This window comes from Streptomyces filamentosus (assembly GCF_014654895.1).
GTDB lineage: Bacteria > Actinomycetota > Actinomycetes > Streptomycetales > Streptomycetaceae > Streptomyces > Streptomyces filamentosus.
This window is the reverse complement of record NZ_BNBE01000001.1, coordinates 2,477,016-2,497,162: the sequence shown is the minus strand read 5'-3', so window position 1 is coordinate 2,497,162 and position 20,147 is coordinate 2,477,016. Positions and strand designations below refer to the sequence as shown.

The following is a 20,147-nucleotide window of genomic DNA, read 5'->3' as shown; positions in this document are numbered from 1 at the left end:
CGGAGCGGGGCTTCAGGAGCCGGGCTTCCGGAGCGGGGGCGTTCCGGAGTGGCGGGCGGGGGTTTTCGGTCCGTGGGGCCGATTCCTGTCGAACAAGGGGCCGTCGCGCCGTGTCCCCCGTGACGCCCGGGGAGTTGGGCAGGGGGACGCGTTCCTTCCCCGCCTTTTGTGTCCTGGAGGTGCCTCCGTGCGCCATTTGCCCACCCGCGTTCGATGGGCCGCCGCCGCCCTCGCGGTCGCCGCGTGCGCCGGCCTGAGCGGCTGTATGAGTGTGAGCGACGAGGGCGCCCGGCCCGCGCCGGGGGCGACCGGGGGGAAGCCGGGCGCGTCGGCCCAGCCGGACGGCGGCGGCACCGGGGAGCCGGACGGCGGTGGCAGCGCGTCCGGCGGCGGGTACGACGACCGTCCCGGCGGCCCCGGCCCGGCGGGCGAGGACGGCGGGACGCCGGTGCCGGGCGGCTCGCCCTCCACCTCCGGCTCCCCCTCCCCGGGCCCGAGGACGATGGAGCCCGGCGAGGAGGGCGGCCTCGTGCCCTCCCGGCCGCACCCCACGCCCGGCGGCGGTGCGGGCGGCCACGGGGGGACGGACGGCGCGGCCGGGGGCGCGGGCGGCGGGGACACGGGCGGGACCGGCGGAGCCGGCGGCGGTGCGGGCGGCGGGGACGCGGGCGGAGCCGGAGGCGGTACGGGCGGGACGGGCGGCGAGGCCGGGGGCGCGCCGGGCGGCGGCGGGGGCACCCCCTCGCCGGAGCCCACGCAGGAGCCGACCCCGGAGCCCACCCCCACCCCGGAGCCGACGCCGGAGCCCACGCCCGAGCCGACCTCGAACCCGACCGACGCGCCGACCGAGGGCCCCTCGACCCAGCTGGGCGGGGTGCGGGCCGCCGGGGTCGCCACCGAACCGGTGGCATCGCCGCAGATGAGCCCGGCGTGAAGACGGAGCGGGGCGGGCGGAGGGCCGGGGTGGAACCCGCGCGGGACCGGGGTGGAACCGGCGTGGAATCGGGGGGAGGACGCCGGGGCGGGACCGGTGTGACGCAGCTCGGTTTGCCTTGGGCGGGGGGGAGTGCGTATGGTGGTAGATCGTTTGATCCCATTTGCCCGGCGCCACGACCGAAGAGCGCCGCGACTGGCGCGTACTCTCCCTTGCCGTGGCTGACCGCATAGAGGCGGTCTTGTGCGAAACACGGAGTTGACGGGCGCGTGCCGAGACTCCGGAAGGTTTCGCATTTCGCATGTCCATTTCTCATTCTGACCACGCCGTCATGCCCGAGAACGACGAGATCACCGAGATCGTCGAGATCGTCGAGCTGTCCGACGACGCCGAGATCACCGATGACGCCGCCGACCTGACCGACGAGGTCGAGGACGGCGCCGACGACATCGACGACGCCGAGGAGGCCGACGAGGCCCCCGGCATCACCTTCGGCGACCTGGGCCTGCCCGAGGGCGTCGTCCGCAAGCTCGCGCAGAACGGCGTGACCAGCCCCTTCCCGATCCAGGCCGCGACCATCCCGGACGCCCTGGCCGGCAAGGACATCCTGGGCCGCGGCCGCACCGGCTCCGGCAAGACCCTCTCCTTCGGCCTCCCGCTGCTCGCCACCCTGGCCGGCGGCCAGACCGAGAAGAAGAAGCCCCGCGGCGTCATCCTCACCCCGACCCGTGAGCTCGCGATGCAGGTCGCGGACGCCCTCCAGCCCTACGGCGACGTCCTCGGCCTCAAGATGAAGGTCGTCTGCGGCGGCACGTCGATGGGCAACCAGATCTACGCCCTTGAGCGCGGCGTCGACATCCTCGTCGCCACCCCGGGCCGTCTGCGCGACATCATCAACCGCGGCGCCTGCTCCCTGGAGCAGGTCCAGATCGCCGTCCTCGACGAGGCCGACCAGATGGCCGACCTGGGCTTCCTGCCCGAGGTCACCGAGCTGCTCGACCAGGTCCCGGCCGGCGGCCAGCGCCTCCTCTTCTCCGCCACGCTGGAGAACGAGATCGACAGCCTGGTCAAGCGCTACCTGGTGAACCCGGTCACCCACGAGGTCGACCCGTCCGCCGGTGCCGTCACGACCATGACCCACCACGTCCTCGTCGTGAAGCCGAAGGACAAGGCCCCGGTCACCGCCGCCATCGCCGCCCGCAAGGGCCGCACCATCATCTTCGTCCGCACCCAGCTCGGTGCCGACCGCGTCGCCGAGCAGCTGCGCGAGTCCGGCGTGAAGGCCGACGCGCTGCACGGCGGCATGACCCAGGGCGCCCGTACCCGTACGCTCGCCGACTTCAAGGACGGTTACGTCAACGTCCTCGTCGCCACCGACGTCGCCGCCCGAGGCATCCACGTCGACGGCATCGACCTGGTCCTCAACGTGGACCCGGCCGGCGACCACAAGGACTACCTGCACCGCTCGGGCCGCACCGCCCGCGCCGGCCGCTCCGGCGTCGTGGTCTCCCTGGCCCTGCCGCACCAGCGCCGCCAGATCTTCCGCCTCATGGAGGACGCGGGCGTCGACGCCTCGCGCCACATCGTCGGCGGCGCCGGCGCCTTCGACCCCGAGGTCGCCGAGATCACCGGCGCCCGTTCGCTGACCGAGGTCCAAGCCGACTCGGCGAACAACTCGGCCAAGCAGGCCGAGCGCGAGGTCGTCGACCTGACCAAGCAGCTGGAGCGCCTCCAGCGCCGCGCCGTCGAGCTCCGCGAGGAGGCCGACCGCCTCGTCGCCCAGGCCGCCCGCGAGCGCGGTGAGGACCCGGAGACCGCGGTGGCCGCCGTCGCCGAGGCCGCCGAGGCCGAGATCGCCGCCGCCGCCGCTGCCGCCGAGCGCGCCGCCCGCGAGGAGCAGCGCCGCGAGGAGCGTCCGTCCCGCGACGAGCGGGGCAACTACGAGCGCCGCGACCGCGGTGGCGACCGTGGCGGCTTCCGCCGCGACAACGACCGTCCGTCCGGTGGTTTCCGCCGGGACAACGACCGTCCGTCGTTCCGTGACCGTGACGACCGTGGCGGCGACCGTGGTGGTTTCCGCCGGGACAACGACCGTCCGTCGTTCCGTGACCGTGACGACCGTGGCGGCGACCGTGGTGGTTTCCGCCGGGACAACGACCGTCCGTCGTTCCGTGACCGTGACGACCGCGGTGGCGACCGCGGCGGCTTCCGCCGCGACAACGACCGTCCCTCGGGCGGCTTCCGCCGCGACGACCGCCCGTCCGGCGGCTTCCGCCGGGACAACGACCGTCCGTCGTTCCGTGACCGTGACGACCGTGGCGGCGAGCGCGGTGGCGACCGTGGCGGCTTCCGCCGCGACGACCGTCCCTCCGGTGGCTTCCGCCGCGACGACCGTCCGTCCGGCGGCTTCCGCCGGGACAACGACCGTCCGTTCAACCGCGACCGCCGCGACGACCGTCCCTCGGGCGGCTTCCGCCGCGACGACCGCCCGTCCGGCGGCTTCCGCCGCGACGACCACCGTCCGTCCGGCTCCGGCTCCGGTTCCTCCTTCGGCCGCCGCGACGACAAGCCCCGCTGGAAGCGCAACGGCTGACACCGGCCGCGCCGCGTGACCTGACGCGTACGACCAACCCCCGTGACACCCGCTGTCACGGGGGTTCGTCGTGTCCGGCGTACAACCATCCCGGGGGCAGACCGGTCTCGTACGGGGGCACGTGTGACGCACGCGCGTCCGGCCGCCCGCCGTACCGATGGACCACCCCCGGGGAGGGGCCCTCTTGTCTCGTACCGCACCCGCGCGGCGGACCCGCGCGCGCGCCGTCCTGCTCGCCGCCGTCCTGGTGGCCACGAGCGCCTCGCTGGCCGCTCCCGCCGCGGCGGCCGACCCGGTCGTGACCGTCGACCGGATCGACATCGCCCCCGACTGGCGGGCGGTGCCCCGGGCCGAGGTCGTCACCTCCGTCTCGGCGAACGGCTACGCGCACGCCACCGAGGACGCCGTCGACCACGACGACGACCCCCTGATGTGGACGGACTTCGCGACGGGGGAGAGCATCGAGCTCGGGACGGCGTCGCCGCTCTTCGGCGCGGCCGGGATCGGCGGCCGGTACGTGCCCGTGGGGCTCGACCGCTCCACCACGGGCACCGTCCGGAACCTCGCCACCGGGGCGGAGAAGCCGTTCACGGTGCCGGCCGGCGCCCAGTACGTCGCCCTCTTCGGCGACCGGCTCGTCCTCCGGGACGCCACCGGCTACTCGCTGGTGTCCGCCGCCGACCCCGCCGCCCCGGCGACCCGGGTCACAGGCTGGCCCGCCGACGCGGACCCGGGGAGCACCGCCCTCGTGGCGGGCGACTCCGGCCACGTGGTGGTCCGCTTCGGGCGCGTCGGGGACCTCTCCGGCGACGAGGGGCTCGCCCTCCTCGACCTCGCCACCGCCCGGCTGTCGGTGATCGAGGGCGCGGCCGTGACGAACTCCGGCAGCTCCTCCGCGCCCGTGGTGCTCACCGCCGACCGGCTCGCCTGGGTGGACCGGGGCCGCACCGTCCACCTCCGGGACCGCACCGGCGCCGTCGCCGACCGGACCTTCCCGCTGCCCGGGACGCTGGAGGACCGCTACCGGATCGGCGTCGTCGGCGACTGGGTCGTCGTCTCCGGCAAGACCGAGGGCGCGGACCCGGTCCTGCGGCGCGCGGTCGTCGCGCTCCACCCCGACGGCCGTTCGGTCACCCTGCTGGAGAAGTCCGAGGGCGAGCTCAACCAGGTCGCGGGGGACGGCGGGAGCCGTGACGGCGTGGCCGTCGTCGGCGGCGCGGGCGCCACCGACTGGTCCCTGCTCAAGGTGGTGCTCGACAAGGCCGGCAACCCCTTCCTGGAGAAGCTCGCGCCGCCCGTCGCACCGGTGGCCGTCACCACCGAGTCCCTCGCGCTCGGCTCCGGCCGGCTCTCCACCCTGGAGACCGGCGGGACGAAGGGAACCGGCTTCTCGGCGCGGACGCTGCCGGTCGGACCCCTGCACACCGGGCAGTCCGCGCCGGTCCGGCTGCCTTCGGCACCGGTGCTCCTGGAGCGCACGACCCCCCTCTTCGACAGCGGCGACGGGCGCACCGTCCACCTCGCCCGCGCCGACCACTACGAGCCGCTGGAAGTGGTGTCCCGCACCTCCGACGGGAAGCTGACCCGGATCTCCACCGGGAAGACGCAGGGCGCCGTCGCCGACGTCTTCGGCCGCTGGGTGGCCTTCCGGACGGGTGGCCGGACCCTCGTCCTGGACCTGGACGCGGCGCCCGGCAAGCCGGTGATCGTCCAGGACCGGGCGAGCACGGCGGCCGCCGTCTGGGGCGACACCCTCTTCTCCGCCACCGCGGTCGCCGGCGAGGTCGCCCGGACGGACCTCGCCACCGGCAAGGACCTCGGCAAGCTCAGCACGCGGATCCCGTGCGCGGCGGAGGAGTACCAGCTCGCGGCCGGCCGCTGGCTCTACTGGAAGTGCGCCTCCTCCTTCACCCACGGCGTCGTCGACCTCCGCAGGCCCACCGCGGCGGTGATCGACCTGACCGGGAAGGCGGCCACCGGCGGTCTCCTCGGCGACGGTTACTACGCGGACCGGGACTCGACGCCCGGAACCTTCACGCTCCACGTCACCGACTTCCACACCGGCACGCCCACCCGCTTCGTCCCGGGCCCCGCCGCGTACGTCACCGGACCCCGCCGCGAGGGCTTCGCGGTGGACCGCTTCGGCGGCCCCGTCGCCCACCTGGGGATCGACGGCCTCGTCCACGCCGTCTGGCCCGGAGTCCCCACCTCCGACCTGACCGCGCCCTCCTCCTCCGCGCCCGCGTCGCTGCGGCTGCCGGCGGCCTGGAAGGCGTACTGGACGCTGTCGAAGCCCGCCTCGTACCACGAGGTGACGGTCCGGGAGCAGTACAGCGGGAAGACCGTGCGGACCTTCCGGGCGAACGAGACCCGGGGGCGGATCGACGTCACCTGGGACGGCCGGACGGCCGCGGGGAAGACCGTGCCGAACGGGCCCTACGAGTGGGAGCTGAGGGCCGGCACGGCCGACGGCAAGGGCCAGGACCTGCGCGCCTCCGGTCGGATCGCGGTCACCGGCGGGCAGCCCGCCTGGCGTGACCTCGCCGGCAACGACGCCCAGGCCGACCTGCTGGCCACGGACGCCGCCGGAGCCGTCTCGATGTACCGCGGCACCGGCTACGACAGCCACCTGTCGGCCCGGATCCCCGGCTCCGGCGCGGCCTTCCCCGCCGGCACCGTCCTCGTGCCCTTCGGCGACGTGAACGGCGACGGCTGCGCCGACGTCCTCGCCCGCGTGGGCGGCGAGCTGCGGGCCTACCGGCCGGGCTGCGGCAAGGTGGTGACGGCCTCGTCGCCGTACACCTCCGTGGGCTCCGGCTGGGGCCAGTACGACGTGCTGACCTCGTCCGGCGACGTGAACGGCGACGGCTACGCCGACCTGATCGCCCGCCAGACCACCACGGGCGACGTGTACTTCTACGGCGGGACCGCCACCCACCGGCTGACGTCCCGGGTGCGGATCGGCACCGACTGGAAGCTGTACAAGAAGCTCACCGGCGCCGGCGACCTCAACCGCGACGGCCGCGGCGACCTCCTGGGCATCGACTCCGCCGGCGTGCTGTGGCGCTACTACGGCACCGCCACCGGCGGCGTCACCGCCCGGGTCCGGATCGGCGGCGGCTGGCAGGGCTACACCGCCGTCCTCGGCACCGGCGACCTCTCCGGCGACGGCATCGCCGACCTCCTCGCCCGCGACACCACCGGCCGCCTCTACGCCTACACCGGCCGCGGCAACGGCCTCTACGCCGACCGCGTCGTCATCGGCCAGGGCGGCTGGAACACCTACCGCTCCCTGTCCTGACCCCACCCCCAGCCCGCCGTGCCGTGCCCCGGGGGCGGGGCACGGCACGGCGGGAAAGCCGATACCCGATCGGTTCCGGGGGCCCGGCGGGCTATGCTGCACGGTGTGCTCGCACACGGGCCGTTAGCTCAATTGGCAGAGCAGTGGACTTTTAATCCATTGGTTGTGGGTTCGAGTCCCACACGGCCTACGGCACCGGAAGCGCCCCGCCCGGATCCTCCGGGCGGGGCGCTTCCGTCGTTCCCGGGGCCCGTTCGGGGGCCTGTCGGTTTCCCGGCCGGCTCACGGTCCGAGGCTTCCGGCGCTGACGGCCTCCCGCAGGACGTGGGCGATCTCCTCGGGCCTGAGGGCGATGCCGTCGAGCCCCTCCGGGGTCAGAGGGATCTCCTCCAGCGCGTAGGCGCCGCGGCCCTCGGCGCTGAACTCGGGACCGGTGCGGTCGTCGAAGGACCAGGTGGCGATGCGGGCGAGGTAGAAGAACTGGCGTTCGTCGTCGGACTCCATCGTGTGGAGGAGGCGGACGATGTCGGCCTTCCCCGCGATCTCCTCGTGGATCTCGCGGTGGAGGGCGGCCTCCCGGGAGGCGTCGCCGGGTTCGACGCCGCCGCCGGGCAGGACCCAGTACTCGGGGATGCCGGGCCGGGTGCGGCGGATGACCAGCATCGTGTCGTCGGGGGTGACGAGGACGGCGCGGACTCGTTCGGTCATTTCGGTTCGTCTCCTTGCTTGTCGACGGTCCCAGTGGAGCGGTCGGCCGCCGTCGACGTGGACGGACCGCCCCGTGACGAACGAGGCGGAGGGGCCCACGAGGGCGGAGAGGAAATATTTCTTTCCGAACGCATATGGTTCCGAGCCTCGAGGACAGGATCTTTCCCACGGGCTGAACGCCCCGCTCCGTCGAATGGCTCCTTCCGCGAAGTCGCCCGGGAGAGGGTGGGAGAACCTGAGAACGTGGAGGTGGGGTCGGTGACGGGATCGGCGTACCGATGGGGTGCGGGCGACGTGGGGGCGGTCACGCGCGGACTGGCGAGGACGGCGCTCGGCGCGGCCGGCGCCGCCGTGGTCGTGCTGCTGTTCGCCCTGGGCGGCGGGGGACTCTACGTCCTCCTCGGCGGACTCGCCGGGCTGGTCGCCGCGGCGGCCGGACTCTGGTGGTTCCTCGCGCACCGGGGGACCGTGCGGATCCTCGGCGGCCTCCTCCTGTTCGGCGCGCCCGTCGCCGTCCTCGCGCTGTACGTCGTCGGCGGACTGTGGCTCTACGCCCTGAGCGCGCTCGCCCTGTGGGGCACCGCCCTCGGCTGCGGCCGGGAGGCGCTGCGCAGACCGGGCGAGCCCGCGCCGGGACCCGCCCGCGCGGAACCGGCCGTCCGGCCCCGGCGGCCGGTGCTGATCATGAACCCGAAGTCCGGCGGCGGGAAGGTCGAGCGGTTCGGCCTGGCCGCGAAGGCGGAGCGGCTGGGCGCCCGGGTCGTCCTGCTCGACCCGTCCGCCCCCGCCGACGTCGAGGCGCTGGCCCGCGAGGCCGTCGCCGGGGGCGCCGACCTCCTCGGCGTCGCGGGCGGCGACGGCACCCAGGCGCTGGTCGCCGCGGTCGCCGCCGAGCACGACCTGCCCTTCCTGGTGATCTCGGCCGGCACCCGCAACCACTTCGCCATGGACCTCGGCCTCGACCGCGACGACCCCGCGCGCTGCCTGGACGCGCTCACCGACGGGGAGGAGCTGCGGGTCGACCTCGGCACGGTCTCCGGCCGGCCCTTCGTCAACACCGTCTCCTTCGGCGTGTACGCGGACGTCGTGCGGCGCCCCGAGTACCGCGACGCCAAGGCGGAGACCGCGCTGGACGCGCTGCCCGACCTCCTCCAGGGCGGGCAGGGCGACCGGCTCGACGCCACCGCGGACAGCACGCCGCTGCCGGGCCAGCAGGCGGTGCTGGTCAGCAACAACCCGTACGCCGCGCCCGACCTGTTCAGCGCCGGCGCCGGGCACCGGGTCCGGCTCGACAGCGGCCGGCTCGGCGTGATCGGCATCCGGGTGGACGGCGCGGCACAGGCCGCCGAACTGGTGGTGCTGGGCACCCAGGCGTCCGGGCTCAACGTCCTGACCGCCCGGCGCGTCGAAGTCCACGGGGGAGTCACCAACACCGGCGTGCGGAAGGCGGACCGGGCCGTCTCGGTGGCCGTGGACGGCGAGGCGCTCGTCCTGCCCGCCCCCGTCGTCTGCGAACTGCGGCCCCGCGCCCTGCGCGTCCTGGTGCCGAGGAGCCGCCCCGGAGTGGCTCCGCCGCCCCCGCCGCTGAACTGGCGGAGGATCATCGGGCTCGCCTTCCCGGACCCCCAGGGGCCCGGCCCCTCGAAGAACGAACGGTACGACGACCCTTACAGGAGTGGCGCATGAGCGACGAGAGCACGTACGAGACGGGGGGCGGCCCGGCGGCCGGGACGACGCCCCGGACCCGGGCGCAGGAGCGGGCGCGGGCCGCGGCCGTCACCGTCCGGGCCGTGCTGCACGACCTGCGGGGCGTGGACGGCGCGGTGTACGCGGCGGTGGCGGCCACGCCGACGCCCGCCCTCGACGCCGGTCTGCGCCGCCTGTCGAACGCCGCCGACCACTCCAAGATCTCCTTCGCCGTCGCCGCCGGGCTCGCCCTCTTCCCGGGCCGGCCGCGCCGGGCCGCGCTCGCGGGCGTCGGTGCGATCGCCATCGCCTCCGCCTCCGCGAACCTCCTCGGCAAGCGGCTGGTGCGGCGGCCGCGCCCGGACCGGGAGGCGGCCCGGGTCGTGACCGGCCGTCAGGTGCCGATGCCCGAGTCCGCGTCCTTCCCCTCCGGGCACACCGCCTCGGCGGTCGCCTTCGCCACCGCCGTCGGCGTGGCGCTGCCGCCGGCCGCGGTGCCGCTCGGCCTGCTGGCCTCGGCGGTCGGCTACTCCCGCGTCCACACCGGGGTCCACTACCCGGGCGACGTCGCCGCCGGAGCGGTCCTGGGCCTCGCCAGCGGCACCGCCTCCCTCGCCCTCGGCGCCTCCCTGCTGCGCGCCCGCCCGGCGGCGGACTGAGCGGAGGGAAGGACCGGGGAGGGACGAGGAGGGGAAGGAGCAGGGCACATGGCCTGGGACCTCTCGGTCCAGGTGGACCGGGAATCGTCCGTACCGCTCACCGCGCAGCTCCGCGGCGCCATCAGGGCGCACGTGGAGGACCGGGTCCTGCACCCGGGCGCGCGCCTGCCGTCGAGCCGCCGGCTCGCCCTGGACCTGGGGATCTCGCGGCGCGTGGTGGTGGAGGCGTACGAGCAGCTGATCGCCGGGGGGTATCTGGAGGCGGTCCGCGGCTCGGGCACCCGCGTCGCCCGGACCCTGCCCGAAGGGGACGGCGGGGCCTGCCTGCTGGAGGAGCGCCGGGACACCGGGGCCCGCTGGGACCTGCGGGTCGGCAACGCGAACCTGTCGAACTTCCCCCGCGAGGAATGGCTCCACTGCTACGGGAAGGCGGTGCGGGACGTCGGCCGGGAGGGCCTGGACTACCCGCCGGTCGCCGGCGTCCCGGAGCTGCGCAACGAACTCGCCGGCTATCTGGGCCGGGTGCGCTCGGTCCGCACGGAACCCGCCCGGACGATGGTCACCGCCGGGTTCGCGCAGGGTCTCGCGCTGCTGTCCCAGGCGCTCCAGCGCCTCGGCGTCCACCGGATCGCCGTCGAGGCGCCGGGCCACAACGGGCAGCGCCTCTTCGTCCAGGAGACCGGGATGGTGCCGGTGCCGGTACCGGTGGACGAAGAGGGCCTGGACGTCGAGGAGTTGTACCGCACCGGCGTCCGCGCGGTCCTGGTGACGCCCGCCCACCAGTTCCCCACCGGCGTCGTGCTCTCCCCGGAGCGGCGGCGCCGGCTCGTCGACTGGGCGCGGGAGAGGGACGGCTGGATCGTCGAGGACGACTACGACGGCGAGTTCTGGTTCGACCACCGCGACCGGCCCGCCGCGCTCCAGGAGGGCGACCCGGACCGCGTGGTGTACGCGGGCACCACCAGCAAGGTCCTGGTGCCCGGACTGCGCCTGGGCTGGCTGGCGCTCCCGCCGGGGCTGTACCCCCTGGTGGAACGGGCCCGCTCCCGGCAGGACCTGGGCTCCGACGCGCTCACCCAGCTGGCCTTCGCGGAGCTCGTGCGCAGCGGCCTCCTCGACCGCCACCTGCGCCGGGTCCGCGCCCGCTACCGCTCCCGCCGCGAGGCGCTGGCCGGCGCCGTGCGCCGCTCGCTGCCCGATGCCCGGCTCGTCGGCTGCGCGGCCGGCCTGCACAGCTTCGCCCTGCTGCCGCCCGGCACCGACGAGGCGGCGGTGGTGGAGGGCGCGCGGCGCCGCTCGGTCCTGGTCCGGGGCGGCGGGGAGTTCCGCTTCGGCGGGCCCCCCGGCCCCCTGGGCGGCCCCGCCCTCCTCCTCGGCTACGGCTCCCTCCCCCTCGGCGGGATCGACGACGCGGTCGCGGCGGTCGGAGCGGCGTACGAGGAGTCCCGCCGCCGCACCTGACGCCGCCGCGCCCGGCGCCCCGGGGCGTCCCCGGTCAGTCCTCCGGGTACGCGGCGCGGGCCAGGGCCTCCTCCGGGATGCCGAGGGCGGCGATGCGGTCCGGGTCGGCCAGCACGTGGAGCTGGACGATGCGGTCGCCGGAGATGGTGAAGGCCATGAGCGCGGTCGCCTTCCCGCCGACGACCGACAGGACGGCCGGGCGGCCGTTGACGAGGACCGACAGCGAGGCCTTGCGGAAGCTCGCGTACATGACGGCCTGCCGCATGATCGACTCGGCGCCCCGGACCACCCGCGAGGTGCCCGCGAGCAGCGTGCCGCCGTCCGCGCGCAGCACCGCGTCCGGGTCGAGGACGGCGAGCAGCCCCTCGAAGTCGCCGCCCTGCGAGGCGGCGAGGAAGGCGTCGGCGATCTCCCGCTGGCGCCGCGCGTCGGGGCCGGGCCCCGGGTCGGCGTCCTGGACGCGGCGGCGCGCCCGGCTCGCCAGCTGCCGGGTCGCGGCCGGAGTGCGGTCCACGACCGGTGCGATCTCGTCGAAGGACACGGCGAACATGTCGTGCAGCACGAAGGCGAGCCGTTCGGCCGGTGACAGCGTCTCCAGGACGACGAGCAGCGCGAGGCCCACCGACTCGGTCAGCTCGGCGACGTGCTCCGGGTCGCCGGGCCCCGGGACGTGCACGATCGGGTCGGGGACGTGGAAGTCCAGCGGGTCCTCCCGCCGGGAGCCGCGCGAGCGCAGCATGTCCAGGCAGACCCGGCCGATGACGGTGGTGAGCCAGCCGGTGAGGTTGGCGACGCCGCTCACGTCGGTGCGGCTGAGCTTGAACCACGTCTCCTGCACCGCGTCCTCGGCCTCGCCGACCGAGCCGAGCATGCGGTACGCGACGGACCGCAGGTGTCCCCGGTCGGCGTCGAACCGGCGCGCCAGCGCGTCCGCGTCACCGTACGCGCCCCCGCCCGCACCCGCGCCGGGGCCCGTAGCCGGGCCGGGGCCCGTACCCGCGCCGGATCCCGCACCCGCGCCGGCGCCCGTACCCGTACCGGATCCCGTACCCGCACCCGTGTCCGCGCCGGCGGCCGGTCCCCCGGCCCTGCTCTCGTCCATCCGTCGATCTCCCCCTTCGCGTCCCGTCATGCCCGCATGACGGATCAGAATCCCTGGATGTGACAGCGGAGCGAGAACGTGCGCGCCCTCCCGGTCCCGCACCGTGAGATCCACGCCGCCCGGGGGCAAGAGCCCGGATTTCCCCGGCCTGGCCCCCCCGGCCACCGTGGAACACCACTTCAGCGTGGTGATCTTCGTCCGTAGATTGATCACCATGACGACGACAGGCCACCAGGTCAACCCCGTGCTGCGCACCCCGCCCGCCTCCCCCGCCGCCGCGGCCGCCTACTTCTCCGCGAGCCTCGCCTTCCACGCGGACGTCTCCGACGTGGCCTCCGTGCTGGCCGGCGCCCGCGAGACCGGAGCCGACCCCGGCTTCGTGGTGATCGACACCCGCTCGACCGCCTCCTGGGACCAGGGGCACGTCCCGGGCGCCGTCCACCTCCCCACCGCCCTCATCCCCGAGCAGGCCGAGCGGATCCTCGACAAGGCCGTCCCGGTCGTCACCTACTGCTGGGGCCCCGGCTGCAACGGCGCCACCCGCGCCGCGCTCGCCCTCGCCGAGCTGGGCTTCCAGGTGAAGGAGATGCTCGGCGGCTTCGAGTACTGGGCCCGCGAGGGCTTCGCCTACGAGACCTGGGAGGGCCCGGCGCAGCAGGCCGCCGACCCGCTGACGGCCCCGGTCGACGCCGAGGACTGCGGCTGCTGAGGAATCGGATTTCGCTTTCCTCCACCCATGCCGTAGAGTCATATTCACCGACGCGGGGTGGAGCAGCTCGGTAGCTCGCTGGGCTCATAACCCAGAGGTCGCAGGTTCAAATCCTGTCCCCGCTACTCAGTAGCCCGAAGGCCCGGATCGTCTCAGGACGATCCGGGCCTTCGGCGTTCCCGGAGCACTCCCGAAGCACTCCCGCAGCCCCGCGCGGCCGGCTTGACCTTTACGCAACGTCAAGTTCTAGCGTTCCCGTCATGGAGTGGTCGATCCAGGAGATCGCCAGGAAGGCCGGCACCACCAGCCGCACGCTCCGCCACTACGGCGAGCTGGGGCTGCTGGAGCCGAGCCGGATCGGCACGAACGGTTACCGGTACTACGACGAGGCGGCGCTCGTCCGGCTCCAGCGGATCCTTCTGCTGCGCGAGCTCGGGCTGTCGCTGCCCGCCATCGCCGAGGTCCTCGAAGGCCAGCGGGACACCTCGGCCGCCCTGCGCACGCATCTGGCCCTCCTCCAGCAGGAGCGCGAGCGCATCGGGCGACAGATCGAGGCCGTCCGGACCACCCTCCACAAGACCGAGAGAGGAGAACGACTGATGGCCGAGGAAGTCTTCGACGGGTTCGACCACACGCGCTACGAGGCCGAGGTCACCGAACGCTGGGGCCGCGACGCGTACGAGCGGGGCGACCGCTGGTGGCGCTCGCTCGGCGAGGCCGAGAAGAAGGAGTTCCTGGAGACGCAGGCCGGCATCGCCCGCGACTTCGGCGCGGCGGCCGCGGCCGGCCTCGCGCCGGACAGCGACGAGGTGCAGGACCTGGCCCGCCGCCAGTGCGCGTGGCTGTCCGCCACCACCACCCCGACCAAGGAGTACCTGATCGGACTCGGACAGATGTACGTGGACGACCCCAGGTTCGCCAGGAACTACGACAAGCACGGCGAGGGCACCGCCGTCCTGGTGCGCGACGCCCTGGCCGTGTGGGCCGAGCGGAACCTGTAGCCCCCGCGCGGGGCTCCCGCGCCCGAAGTAAACGCTGTCCGAAACCTTCCCCGTCCGTGCCCGCCTCTTTGCGCGGGCGCGAACGCGGAACGTAACGTCATGACCGCCATGTGTGACGAAGCGGTGACGAGGCGGCGAGGAGGAGCAGGAGGACGGGCGCCCGTCCTCCTGCTCCTCCTCGCGCTCGTCGCCCTCTTCGCGGGGCTCTGCCACGGCGCCCCCGGCCACGGCGGGCACACCGGGCCCGGCCACGCGGCCACCGGCCCCGCCGGCAGCGTCGCCTTCGCCCCCGCCTTCGCGGGCCCCGCCCACGGCGCCGTCCCGCACGGCTGCGGGCAGGACGGCGAGGGGCACGCCGCCGAGCTGCCGCCGCCCGCGCAGACGGCCACCACCCCGCAGCTCGACCCGCCGGGCCCCGGCACGCCCGTCACCGCCGGACGCACCACCCCGCTGCCCCCGGCGGCGGAGCTCAGGAACCCGCGCACCCGGGCGGGCCCCCGCCCCGAGCCCGGACGCCTGCTCATCGCCCTCGGAGTGGACCGGAACTGAGGGCCGCCCCCGTCGCCCCCCGCGACGGCCCGGCCCCTTCCCACCCCCTCCGGACCCCGAGGACGTGACCGCACCCATGCACGCTCCCGCGCACACCCCCCTGCCCGTACACACCCCGCTGCCCCCGCACGCGCCCGCGCCCCTGCACCCGGCCCCGCGCCCGCACCCCACCGTCGGCAACACCCCCGTGCTGTGGACCGACGACGGCTACTGGGCCAAGCTCGAAGGCTTCAACGCCGGCGGCATCAAGGACCGCCCCGCGCTCCACATGGTCGAGGAGGCCCGCCGCCGGGGCGACCTGCGGCCCGGCGCCCCCATCGTCGAGTCGACCTCCGGCACCCTCGGCCTCGGCCTCGCCCTCGCCGGCGTGCTCCACGGCCACCCCGTGCACGTCGTCACCGACCCCGGCCTGGAGCCGATCGTCGAGCGGATGCTCGTCGCCCACGGCGCCACCGTCCACGTCGTCACCGAACCCCACCCGCACGGCGGCTGGCAGCAGGCCCGCAAGGACCGGGTCGCCGAACTCCTCGCCCTCCTCGACGGGGCCTGGTGGCCCGACCAGTACGCCAACCCCGACAACCCCGCCGCCTACGCCGGGCTCGCCGCCGAACTCTCCGGACAGCTCGACCGGATCGACGTCCTCGTCTGCGCGGTCGGCACCGGCGGCCACTCCGCCGGCATCGCCCGCGCGCTCCGCGCCACCAGCAGCCCCGCCCTGGAGCTCGTCGGCGTCGACTCCATCCGCTCCACCGTCTTCGGCCTGCCCGCCGGGGAGCGGCTGATGCGCGGCCTCGGCTCCTCCATCCACCCCGCCAACGTCGACCACGCGGCCTTCGACGAGGTCCACTGGGTCGCCCCCGCCGAGGCCGTCCGCTCGGCCCGCAGGCTCGCCGCCCGCCAGTACGCCACCGGCGGCTGGAGCGTCGGCGCCGTCGCGCTCGTCGCGGGCTGGCTGGCCCGCACCCGACCGCGCGGCACCCGCGTCGCGGCCGTCTTCCCCGACGGCCCGCAGCGCTACTTCGACACCGTCTTCAACGACGCCTACTGCGCCGCCCACGGCCTCCTCGACGGACCCGTACGGGACGAACCGGCCGCCTACGAGGGCCCCGAGGGCGTCGAGGGCTGGACCCGCCGGGTCCTGGACCGGAAGGCGGGGGCGGCGCGTTGACCCCCACGGCCACCACCGCCGCGTCCGCACGCGGCGGGATCTGGAAGCGCAGCCGCACCTTCGACCCGGCCGTCCGGCTGCTCTTCCTCAACCAGCTCACCATCAACCTCGGCTTCTACATGCTGATGCCCTACCTGGCCGCCCACCTGGCCGACGGGCTCGGCATGGCGGCCTGGGCGGTCGGGCTCGTCCTCGGCGTCCGGAACCTCTCCCAGCAGGGCATGTTCCTCGTCGGCGGCGCGCTCGCCGACCGGCTCGGCTTCAAGCCGCTCATCGTCGCCGGCTGCGCCCTGCGGACCGTCGGCTTCGGCGCGCTCGCCTTCGCCCAGTCGCTGTCCTTCCTGATCGCCGCCTCGCTCGCCACCGGCCTCGCCGGCGCGCTCTTCAACCCGGCCGTGCGGGCCTGCCTGGCGGCGGAGGCGGGGGAGGAGCGCCGGGTGGAGGCGTTCGCGGTGTTCAACGCCCACTACCAGGCGGGCATCCTGCTCGGCCCGCTGATCGGGGTGGCGCTCACCGGGGTGTCGTTCCGGCTGACCTGCGTCGTCGCGGCCCTGCTCTTCCTGGGCCTGACCCTGGTGCAGCTGCGGCACCTGCCCGTCTCGGCGGGCGGCGGCCGGCCCGCGCCGAAGGAGGCCGGGGCCCGGGGACAGTTCCGCACCGTCCTCGGCAACCGCGTCTTCTGGCTCTTCTCGCTCGCCATGACCGGCTCCTACGTGCTGTCCTTCCAGGTCTACCTGGCGCTGCCGCTCGCGGCCGGCGGCACGGGCACGACGACCGCGCTCTTCGTCGTCTCCGCGCTCGTCGCGCTCGCCGGGCAGCTGCGGATCACCGCCTGGTGCGCGGCCCGGCTCTCCCGCGAGCGGAGCCTCGTCCTCGGCCTCGCGCTGATGGGCGGCGCCTTCCTGCTGCCCGCCCTGCTCGGCCGGGGCGCCCCGGCGCTGCTGCTGTGCGCGGCGGTCCTCGCGGTGGCGAACGCGGTGCTCTACCCGTACGAGATGGACACCGTCGTCGCCCTCTCCCGGGGCCGCTGGGTCGCCACCCACTACGGGCTCTACAACACGGTGTGCGGGATCGGCATCACCCTGGGGAACCTGGGCACCGGCGTGCTGCTCGACGTCACCGGCTGGACGGCCGCGCCCTGGCTCGCCCTGTGCGCCGTGGGCCTCGGCTGCGCGGCGGCGGTCGCGCTGCTGGGCCGGGGCGGGCGGCTGCGGACCGGCTAGCGGGGCCGCACGGCCGGGGTGCGCCTCCGTCGTCCCGCGCCACGCGCGCGTGGCGCGGCCGTTCCCCGCGCCCCTCCGCCGATCGGGCCACCCGGGTCGCCCGCCGCCGCCGGTGCGGCGACCCTGGAGGGGCGTGCGGCGCGGGTCCGGGCCCGGGGCCGCGGGGAACGGTCAGGAGTTCAGGTGGCGCACCCTCGGGGAGCGGCGGGCGACGGGCGGCGGGGCACACGCCGCGCCGCCGGGTCCGGCGCGCACCGGGCGCCGTACGGCACGGGCGGGAACGGCGTCCAGGGCCCGCCCGTGCCGTACGGCGTCGCCCGGAGGTTCCTGCGGGCGCTGCCGCCGCTGATCATCGGGGGCGGGGTGGTGTTCGACCTGGCCACGCCCGCCGCGTACACCGCCTCGCCGCTCTTCTCCGCCGCCCCGCTGATCGCCGCCCCGTTCTTCTCCCGGCTCACCACCCTGCTGACCGGGATCGCGGCGGTCCTGGCCTCGGTCGGGCTGCACGCGTACAACCACACGCTCTCCGACGTGCCCTCGCTGACCGAGACGCTGACCGTGGTGACCGTCTCCGCGCTGGCGATGCTGATCAACCTGGTGGTGCGGCGCAGCGGGGAGCGGCTCGCGTCGGCGCGGGTGATCGCGGAGGCGGCGCAGCGGGCGGTGCTGCCCATGCCCGCGGAGCGGATCGCCGGACTCCAGTGCGCGGCCCGGTACGAGGCGGCGCAGGCGGACGCCTTCATCGGCGGCGACCTGTTCGCCGTGCAGGACACCCCGCACGGGGTGCGGCTGGTGGTCGGGGACGTCCGGGGCAAGGGCATGGACGCGGTGGAGGCGGTGGCCGTCGTCATCGGAGCCTTCCGGGAGGCGGCCGAGCAGGAGGAGACCCTGGAGGGGGTGGCGCGGCGCCTGGACCGGGCCCTCACCCGGGAGGGCGCCCGGCGCGAGGGGCTCGACGCCTTCGAGGGGTTCACCACGGCGGTGCTCGCCGAGGTCCCGCACGGCGGCGGCCGGGTCCGGCTCGTGAACCGGGGCCATCCGCCGCTGCTGCTGCTGTACGGGGACGGGCGCCTGGAGCAGGTCGATCCGACCGAACCGGCGCTGCCGCTCGGCATGGGGGAGCTGTCCGTCTGGCCGGACCGGGCCGACGAGCGGACGTACCCGCCGGGCGCCACCCTGCTCTTCCACACGGACGGCCTGTCGGAGGCGCGGGACGCGCACGGCGTCTTCTACGACCCGGCGGCCCGGCTCGCGGGGGCGGTCTTCCCCGGACCGGAGGAGCTGCTGGACGCGCTCGTGGACGACGTGCGGCGGCACACCGGCGGCGGCGCGACGGACGACATGGCGCTGCTCGCGCTCAGCCGGCCGGCGGCCGGGGCGCCCGAGCGGCGGCGGACGATGCCGGTGGTGCCGCCCGGGCCCGGCCACCCCTGAGGACGCCCCGTCACCGTCCGTGGTCACGAGGTGTCACAGCGATAACAATTGACATAACGTCAGATCGCGGGGGTTTGCCCGGGTGATGCTGAAGGGGACTCAAGTCGGGCGATTCCCTTCCATTTCAATGAATGATCAAGGGGAACGGCTTGGAATCGGGCCGCCGTGTCTATTAACGTTCGATAACGCAGCGCGGTCGTCCCAGCCGTCGCAAGAGGCGGCTCCGCGCGCATGTGCCGAATCCCGAAAGGGAACCGGGGAACCATCCCTTGGGGTGAATCGGGCCCCTCGCACGCCCCCGTGCGAACACGCCCGTAGGAGACCTTCCTGCTCCGAACCCGTCAGCTAACCCGGTAGGCGAGAAGGAAGGAAAGGAGCGCGCCTCCGTGGCGTCCAACACCCCCGTACCCGAAGCCCCCTTCGACCCCTTCGGCGGCCGGGGTGCCGCCGGCGCGGACGACCCGGCGGGCTCCGCACCGGGCGCGTACGAAACCGCCTCCTTCACCCCCGCCCCCGGGGAGTGGAACCCGACCGAGGGCTCCCTGCGCGCCGAGAGCCGCTCCGGCGGCCGCCACCGCGTCGTGAAGCAGCGCTCCAACTTCGCCCGCTCCTCCACCGTCCTCGGCGTCGGCGTCATCGCCGCCGTCGGCGCGGGCGGCCTCGCCACCGCGCAGGACAAGCCCCCGGTCGCGATCTCGCTGCCGGACCTCCCCGACCTGGGCCTGCCGGACGCCAAGGACCTCCCGGGCGTCGGCGCCCTCCTGGCCGACGACGAGGACGGGCCCGCCGAGGCGCGTGGCTCCGCCCCGGCAGCCGCGGGCGGCACGGCCGCGAAGCCGCTGACCTCCCTCACGTACGCCGCCCCGGCCGACACCGCCACCGCCGCCGAGGCGGAGCGCACCGTCGCCGCCGCCGATGCCGGCGAGGCCCTGCGCGCCCGCATCCTCCAGCAGGCCGAACAGCAGCAGCAGGCCGCCGTCGACGCCGAGAAGGAGGCCGCCGAGAAGGCCGCCGCCGAGAAGGCCGTGGAGGCCGCCGCCCAGGCCAAGGCCGAGGCGGACGCCGTCGCGAAGGCCGAGGCCGTCGCCAAGGCCAAGGCGGAGGCCGAGCGGCTCGCCGCCGAGAAGGCCGAGGCCGAGCGCATCGCCGCCGAGAAGGCGGAGGCCGAGCGGCTCGCCAAGCTGGCCGCCAGCTACTCCATGCCGCTCTCCTCCTACACGCTCACCTCCACCTACATGCAGTCCGGCTCGATGTGGTCCTCCGGCTACCACACCGGCCTCGACTTCGCCGCGCCCACCGGCACCCCGCTCAAGGCGGTGCACGGCGGCACGATCAAGTCGGCCACCTACTCCGGCTCGTACGGCTACCGGGTCGTCCTGGAGCTGGAGGACGGCACCGAGGTCTGGTACTGCCACCTCTCCTCCATGACCGTCGCCGCCGACCAGACCGTCGCCACCGGCGAGACCATCGGCCGCGTCGGCGCCACCGGCAACGTGACCGGACCCCACCTCCACATGGAGGTCCACACCCCCGACGGCTCGGGCATCGACCCCGCCGAGTGGCTGCGGTCCAAGGGCCTGACGGTCTGACCCCCGGGCCGCGAGCGTTCCGGCCGGGGT

15 protein-coding genes, 2 tRNA genes and 1 riboswitch are annotated in these 20,147 nt (G+C 75.3%); of the genes, 15 read left to right on the top strand and 2 right to left on the bottom strand.

Going from position 1 to position 20,147, the window contains the following annotated elements; genetic code table 11:
* Positions 1 to 265 precede the first annotated feature (265 nt).
* From IE326_RS11205 to IE326_RS11190, 4 genes are all read left to right on the top strand, one after another.
* A complete protein-coding gene (locus tag IE326_RS11205; protein WP_150229838.1) occupies positions 266 to 934 on the top strand; it encodes a hypothetical protein in 669 nt (222 codons plus the stop codon).
* Positions 935 to 1,235: 301 nt separating this feature from the next.
* Positions 1,236 to 3,527, top strand: coding sequence for a DEAD/DEAH box helicase (locus IE326_RS11200; RefSeq protein WP_150229840.1), 2,292 nt, complete (start codon positions 1,236 to 1,238; stop codon positions 3,525 to 3,527).
* A gap of 184 nt (positions 3,528 to 3,711) precedes the next feature.
* A complete protein-coding gene (locus IE326_RS11195; RefSeq protein ID WP_190041425.1) occupies positions 3,712 to 6,828 on the top strand; it encodes an FG-GAP-like repeat-containing protein in 3,117 nt (1,038 codons plus the stop codon).
* 117 nt (positions 6,829 to 6,945) lie between these two features.
* Positions 6,946 to 7,018 (top strand) — tRNA-Lys (locus IE326_RS11190).
* A 92-nt stretch (positions 7,019 to 7,110) separates the two neighbouring features.
* On the opposite strand, the gene IE326_RS11185 is transcribed toward IE326_RS11190, so the two are convergent.
* Entirely contained in the window at positions 7,111 to 7,536 is a 426-nt protein-coding gene (locus IE326_RS11185; RefSeq protein WP_190041424.1) for an NUDIX hydrolase, read from the bottom strand.
* A 258-nt stretch (positions 7,537 to 7,794) separates the two neighbouring features.
* On the opposite strand from IE326_RS11185, the gene IE326_RS11180 reads away from it, so the two are divergent.
* The 3 genes from IE326_RS11180 to pdxR are packed head-to-tail and all read left to right on the top strand — an operon-like array spanning position 7,795 to position 11,342.
* Complete coding sequence (locus IE326_RS11180; RefSeq protein WP_190041423.1) at positions 7,795 to 9,222, top strand: diacylglycerol/lipid kinase family protein; 1,428 nt, start codon at positions 7,795 to 7,797, stop codon at positions 9,220 to 9,222.
* Complete coding sequence (locus tag IE326_RS11175) at positions 9,219 to 9,881, top strand: phosphatase PAP2 family protein (RefSeq protein ID WP_190041422.1); 663 nt, start codon at positions 9,219 to 9,221, stop codon at positions 9,879 to 9,881. The genes IE326_RS11180 and IE326_RS11175 overlap by 4 nt, the downstream gene beginning before the upstream one ends.
* 48 nt (positions 9,882 to 9,929) lie before the next feature.
* Positions 9,930 to 11,342 (top strand): MocR-like pyridoxine biosynthesis transcription factor PdxR, encoded by a 1,413-nt coding sequence (gene pdxR / locus IE326_RS11170; protein ID WP_190041421.1) that lies wholly within the window; start codon positions 9,930 to 9,932, stop codon positions 11,340 to 11,342.
* A gap of 34 nt (positions 11,343 to 11,376) precedes the next feature.
* Here the strand turns inward: pdxR and IE326_RS11165 are convergent, their stop codons facing one another.
* Positions 11,377 to 12,444: a sigma-70 family RNA polymerase sigma factor gene (locus tag IE326_RS11165; RefSeq protein WP_190041420.1), complete on the bottom strand. Its 1,068-nt coding sequence runs from the start codon at positions 12,442 to 12,444 to the stop codon at positions 11,377 to 11,379.
* Between the two features lie 214 nt (positions 12,445 to 12,658).
* Here IE326_RS11165 and IE326_RS11160 point away from each other — a divergent pair, with 214 nt between their 5' ends.
* The 8 genes from IE326_RS11160 (at position 12,659) to IE326_RS11125 (ending at position 20,117) form a co-directional block, all read left to right on the top strand.
* Positions 12,659 to 13,153, top strand: coding sequence for a rhodanese-like domain-containing protein (locus IE326_RS11160; RefSeq protein WP_190041419.1), 495 nt, complete (start codon positions 12,659 to 12,661; stop codon positions 13,151 to 13,153).
* Between the two features lie 51 nt (positions 13,154 to 13,204).
* Positions 13,205 to 13,278: transfer RNA gene (locus tag IE326_RS11155), tRNA-Met, on the top strand.
* Positions 13,279 to 13,413: 135 nt separating this feature from the next.
* Positions 13,414 to 14,154 (top strand): MerR family transcriptional regulator, encoded by a 741-nt coding sequence (locus tag IE326_RS11150; RefSeq protein ID WP_150229855.1) that lies wholly within the window; start codon positions 13,414 to 13,416, stop codon positions 14,152 to 14,154.
* Positions 14,155 to 14,253: 99 nt separating this feature from the next.
* Positions 14,254 to 14,703, top strand: coding sequence for a hypothetical protein (locus IE326_RS11145; RefSeq protein ID WP_150229857.1), 450 nt, complete (start codon positions 14,254 to 14,256; stop codon positions 14,701 to 14,703).
* A gap of 76 nt (positions 14,704 to 14,779) precedes the next feature.
* Positions 14,780 to 15,871, top strand: a complete 1,092-nt coding sequence (locus IE326_RS11140) for a PLP-dependent cysteine synthase family protein (RefSeq protein WP_190042216.1) — start codon at positions 14,780 to 14,782, stop codon at positions 15,869 to 15,871.
* Positions 15,868 to 17,094, top strand: coding sequence for an MFS transporter (locus tag IE326_RS11135; RefSeq protein WP_190041418.1), 1,227 nt, complete (start codon positions 15,868 to 15,870; stop codon positions 17,092 to 17,094). The genes IE326_RS11140 and IE326_RS11135 overlap by 4 nt, the downstream gene beginning before the upstream one ends.
* A gap of 183 nt (positions 17,095 to 17,277) precedes the next feature.
* Complete coding sequence (locus IE326_RS11130) at positions 17,278 to 18,528, top strand: PP2C family protein-serine/threonine phosphatase (RefSeq protein ID WP_373310179.1); 1,251 nt, start codon at positions 17,278 to 17,280, stop codon at positions 18,526 to 18,528.
* 224 nt (positions 18,529 to 18,752) lie between these two features.
* Positions 18,753 to 18,903, top strand: a riboswitch (cyclic di-AMP (ydaO/yuaA leader).
* A gap of 11 nt (positions 18,904 to 18,914) precedes the next feature.
* Positions 18,915 to 20,117, top strand: a complete 1,203-nt coding sequence (locus IE326_RS11125) for a M23 family metallopeptidase (protein WP_190041417.1) — start codon at positions 18,915 to 18,917, stop codon at positions 20,115 to 20,117.
* Positions 20,118 to 20,147 lie beyond the last annotated feature (30 nt).